This window comes from Streptomyces sp. CNQ329, from assembly GCF_000482585.1.
The window spans coordinates 1-4,021 of record NZ_AXVU01000111.1 but is presented as its reverse complement, the minus strand read 5'-3'; the positions used below and the strand labels follow the sequence as shown (position 1 = coordinate 4,021).

At 73.9% G+C, this 4,021-nt stretch carries 2 protein-coding genes and 2 pseudogenes; all 4 read left to right on the top strand.

Annotated features, from left to right (window positions below):
* Positions 1 to 95: 95 nt before the first annotated feature.
* Positions 96 to 401: pseudogene (locus I003_RS33755) on the top strand ((2Fe-2S)-binding protein); the annotation flags it as partial.
* 4 nt (positions 402 to 405) lie between these two features.
* Complete coding sequence (locus I003_RS0129015; protein ID WP_027774660.1) at positions 406 to 1,407, top strand: FAD binding domain-containing protein; 1,002 nt, start codon at positions 406 to 408, stop codon at positions 1,405 to 1,407.
* Entirely contained in the window at positions 1,404 to 3,614 is a 2,211-nt protein-coding gene (locus tag I003_RS0129010) for a xanthine dehydrogenase family protein molybdopterin-binding subunit (protein ID WP_027774659.1), read from the top strand. The genes I003_RS0129015 and I003_RS0129010 overlap by 4 nt, the downstream gene beginning before the upstream one ends.
* Positions 3,604 to 4,021 (top strand): annotated as a pseudogene (locus tag I003_RS0129005) (hypothetical protein); the annotation flags it as partial. The gene I003_RS0129010 and the pseudogene I003_RS0129005, both read left to right, overlap by 11 nt.

Here is a 4,021-nt window from a genome sequence, read left to right as displayed (position 1 = left end):
ACAGGGCCGACAGATCCCGTTGAAGACCCTGAGTCAGTCAGGCGTTGGGTCAGACCCCGCCGGGGAACGCTCACCTACATCCTCACTGTCAGGCGGTGACCACCATCGAGGGCGTCGCCGATGCGGACGGCGGTCTGCACCCGTTGCAGCAGGCGTTCATCGACCATGACGCGTTGCAGTGCGGGTACTGCACGCCCGGCCAGATCATGTCCGGTATCGCGTGCGTCGCCGAGGGGCACTGCGGGAGCGACGACGAGATCCGCGAGTACATGAGCGGCAACATCTGCCGCTGCGCCGCCTACGTGGGCATCGTGGCCGCCGTACGGCAGACCGCGGACGCGGCGCGGGAGACCGCGGACACCGTACGGCCGACCGCCGACGCCGTACGGAAAGGGGCGTGACGCCGTGCGCCCCTTCGCCTACGTCGCGCCGGACACCGTGGACGCCGCCGTCGCCGCGCTGCGCACCGCGCCGTCCGGCACCAGGATCCTGGCCGGCGGCACCACCCTGTACGACCTGATGAAGCTGGAGATCGAGACCCCGCCCACCGTCGTCGACGTCCACCGGATCGCCGAACTCGACACCATCGACGCCGGCGAGCGCGAACTCGTCTTCGGGGCCGGCGCCCGGATGGCCGACGTGGCCGACCACCCGGTGATCCGCGACCGCTACCCGGGCCTGTCGGAGTCGCTGTGGCGCGCGGCGTCGCAGCAGTTGCGGAACATGGCGACCGTCGGCGGGAACCTGCTGCAGCGCACCCGCTGCCCGTACTTCCGCAACGGTACGGAGTTCCCGTGCAACAAACGCGCCCCGGGCAGCGGCTGCGCCGCCCTCGGCGGCCACGACCGCGCCCACGCGCTGCTCGGCGGCAGCGACGCGTGCATCGCCACCTACCCCGGCGACTTCGCCGTCATGCTCGTCGCGTTCGACGCCGTCGTCGACGTCGTCGGCCCCGGCGGGGAACGCAGCGTGCCGCTGGCCGACCTGCACGTCGAACCCGGCGACGACCCGACCCGCGAACACGTGCTCGCCCCGGACGAGCTGATCGTCCGCATCCGCGTGCCCGCGACCCCGGCCGGCCGCGGGTCCGCCTACCTCAAGATCCGCGACCGCGAGTCCTACGCGTTCGCCCTCGCCGCCGCGGCCGTCGGCCTGACCGTCGACGCGGACGGCACGGTGGACGAGTGCCGCATCGGGCTCGGCGGCGTGGCGACCCGGCCGTGGCGGGCCGCCGAGGCCGAGCAGACCCTGGTCGGGCGGCGGCTGACGCCGCAGACCGCCCGGCAGGCCGGGGAGGCCGCCTTCGCGGCGGCGCGCCCCGGAATCGAGAACGGATTCCGCATCGAACTGGGCATCCGCACCGTCGCCGACGCGCTGCGCATCGCCGGAGAGCGAGCCACCCGATGACCGCCACCGACGCCCCCGCCACCGCCGGCCGGCCGCTCGACACCCGCCGCGTCGACGCGTACGAGAAGGTCACCGGCCGCGCCCGCTACGCCGTGGACCGCGTACCCGAGAACGTCGCGCACGGAACGTGGGCCACCGCGCGGATCGGCAAGGGACGGGTGCTGAGCGTCGACACGGCCGCCGCGGAGGCCGTGCCCGGCGTCCGGCTGGTGATCACCCGGTTCGGGCCGGACGAGCTGCACGACGTCGGCTTCCTCATGGCCGGCGGGCACGCCGTGCAGAGCCTCCAGCCGCTGCGGGACGACCACATCGCCTACCGCGGCCAGCCGATCGCGCTGGTCGTGGCCGACACCCTGGTCGCCGCCACCGAGGCGGCGCAGCTGGTCACGGCCGAGTACCGGGAGGAGCCCTTCACGGTGAAGATCGACGCCGAGGGCGCCGAGACCGTACTGCAGGAACAGGCGATCCCGCTGCCGTTCCTGGCCGACGTCAAGGTCGGCGACGCGGACGCGGCGTTCGCGGCCAGCCCGGTGCAGGTCGCGGCCACGTACGAGCATCCGGTCCAGCACGCGATGCCGATGGAGCCCAACGCGAGCGTCGTGCAGTGGGAGGGCGACCGGCTGATCGTCGACGACACCACCCAGAACGCGAACGGCGTACGGTTCGGGCTCGCCACCCAACTCGGCATCGACCCGGCCGACGTCGAGGTCCGCTCGCCGTACGTCGGCGGCGGCTTCGGCCAGAAGAACGCCATGCACCTGCACCTCGGCCCGATCGCCGTCGCCGCGCGCCGGCTCGACAGGCCGGTGAAGATGGCGCTGCCGCGGCCGCAGGTCTTCCACCTGGGCGCGTTCCGGCCGAACACGGTGCACCAGGTGCGGCTGGGCGCGAACGAGAACGGCGAACTCCTCGCCGCGATCCACGAGACGGACCAGCAGACCTCGCGGCACGACCTGTTCCCGAGCGAGATCACCACGGTCTCGTCCCGGCTCTACGCGACACCCGCGTTCCGCGGCGAGCAACGCCTGGTCCGTACCGACGTGCAGACCCCCGGCTTCATGCGCTCGCCGCACGAGAGCCCGTCCATGTTCGCCTTCGAGTCGGCCATGGATGAACTCGCCTACGCGACCGGCCGCGACCCGGTGGAGCTGCGGCTGGCCAACGACGCCGCCGCCGACCCGGTCACCGGCCTGCCGTTCTCCGGCCGGCACCTGGCCGAGTGCCTGCGCCGCGGCGCGGCCCGGTTCGGCTGGGACGCGCGCGATCCCACGCCGGGCTCGATGACCGCCGAGGACGGTTCGGCCGTCGGCTGGGGCGTGGCGGCCGGCTGCTATCCCGGCGGCATCGTGCCGGTCGTCGCGCACCTGTCCGCGGTGGCCGACGGCACCCTCACCGTCGGCGTCGGCGGGCACGAGTTCGGCCAGGGCCTCCGCTCGGCCGTCGCGCTGCTCGTCGCGCGGGACCTCGGCGTGCCGGTGGACACGGTGACCGTACGGGCCAGCGACACCTCGGTGGCGCCGCAGCACCTCACCGCCGGTTCCTGGGGCACCGCGAGCGCGCTGCCCGCCGTGCAGGCCGCCCTCGGCGAACTGCGCGAGGCCCTGGGCGTCGCCGGCTCCGGCGACGTGGACGTCAGCGCAGCGGTCCGTGCCACGGGCGAGCCGGAGGTGACGGCGGAGGCCACCACGCTCGCGCCCGGCCAGGGCCGGGACGACCTCGCGCAACTCGACAAGGGCGTCATCGCCGTCGGCGGACCGGTCTATCCCGAGTTCGTCACCTTCAGTTGGGTCGCGCACTTCGTCGAGGTCCGGATCGAACGGACCACGCGGCGCATCCGCGTACCGCGCGTGGTCTCCGTCGTGGACTGCGGCCGGGTGGCCAGCCCGGTCACCGCGGCCAGCCAGGTCCGCGGCGGCGTGGTGTGGGGGATCGGGGAGGCGCTGCGCGAGGAGAGCGAGGTGGACTCCCGGTTCGGCGGGTTCCTCAACACGACGCTGGAGGACTACGCGGTGCCGGTCAACCTGGACGTCCAGCAGATCGACGTCGACTTCATCGACGAACCCGACCTGCGGTTCAACCCGGCCGGGGTGAAGGGCGCGGGCGAGGTCTGCATGGTCGGCGTGGCCGCGGCCATCGCCAACGCCGTGCACCACGCGACCGGCCGGCGGCTGCGCCGGCTGCCGATCCGGCTGGAACATGTCCTCTGAGCAGTCGGCGACCACGCCGTCTGCCGGCTCCCCCGTCACCCGACCCTCGGTCAGCCGGCCGGACGCGCTGAGTCCGGCCGCGCTGGCCGACGCCCGACGCCACCAGCCGGTACGCGGCCTGGCCGGGCTGGCCTTCGTCCTGCCCGTCACCGCGCTGCTGTCCGCCGCCGCGGGCGGCGCCCTCCACTCGCTGGAGGTCCTCGGGCCGCTCACCACGTTCGCGCTGCCGATCATGGCCATGATCGCGTTCTGGTGGGAGGACTGGCCCGGCACACAGTTCTCCCGCCCCTGGTCCGGCCTGTACGACACCGCCCTGGTGGTGGCCGGCGGCGCGGTGCTGGCCCTGCTCGGCCAGCTCGTCGTCAACGGCTCCGACCTGGTCGGGGTGTTCACCCCGGGCCCCGCGC

Coding starts and splice junctions, on each gene's coding strand:
- I003_RS0129010 (WP_027774659.1), top strand. CDS start 1,404: ATGACCGCCACCGACGCCCCCGCCACCGCCGGCCGGCCGCTCGACACC.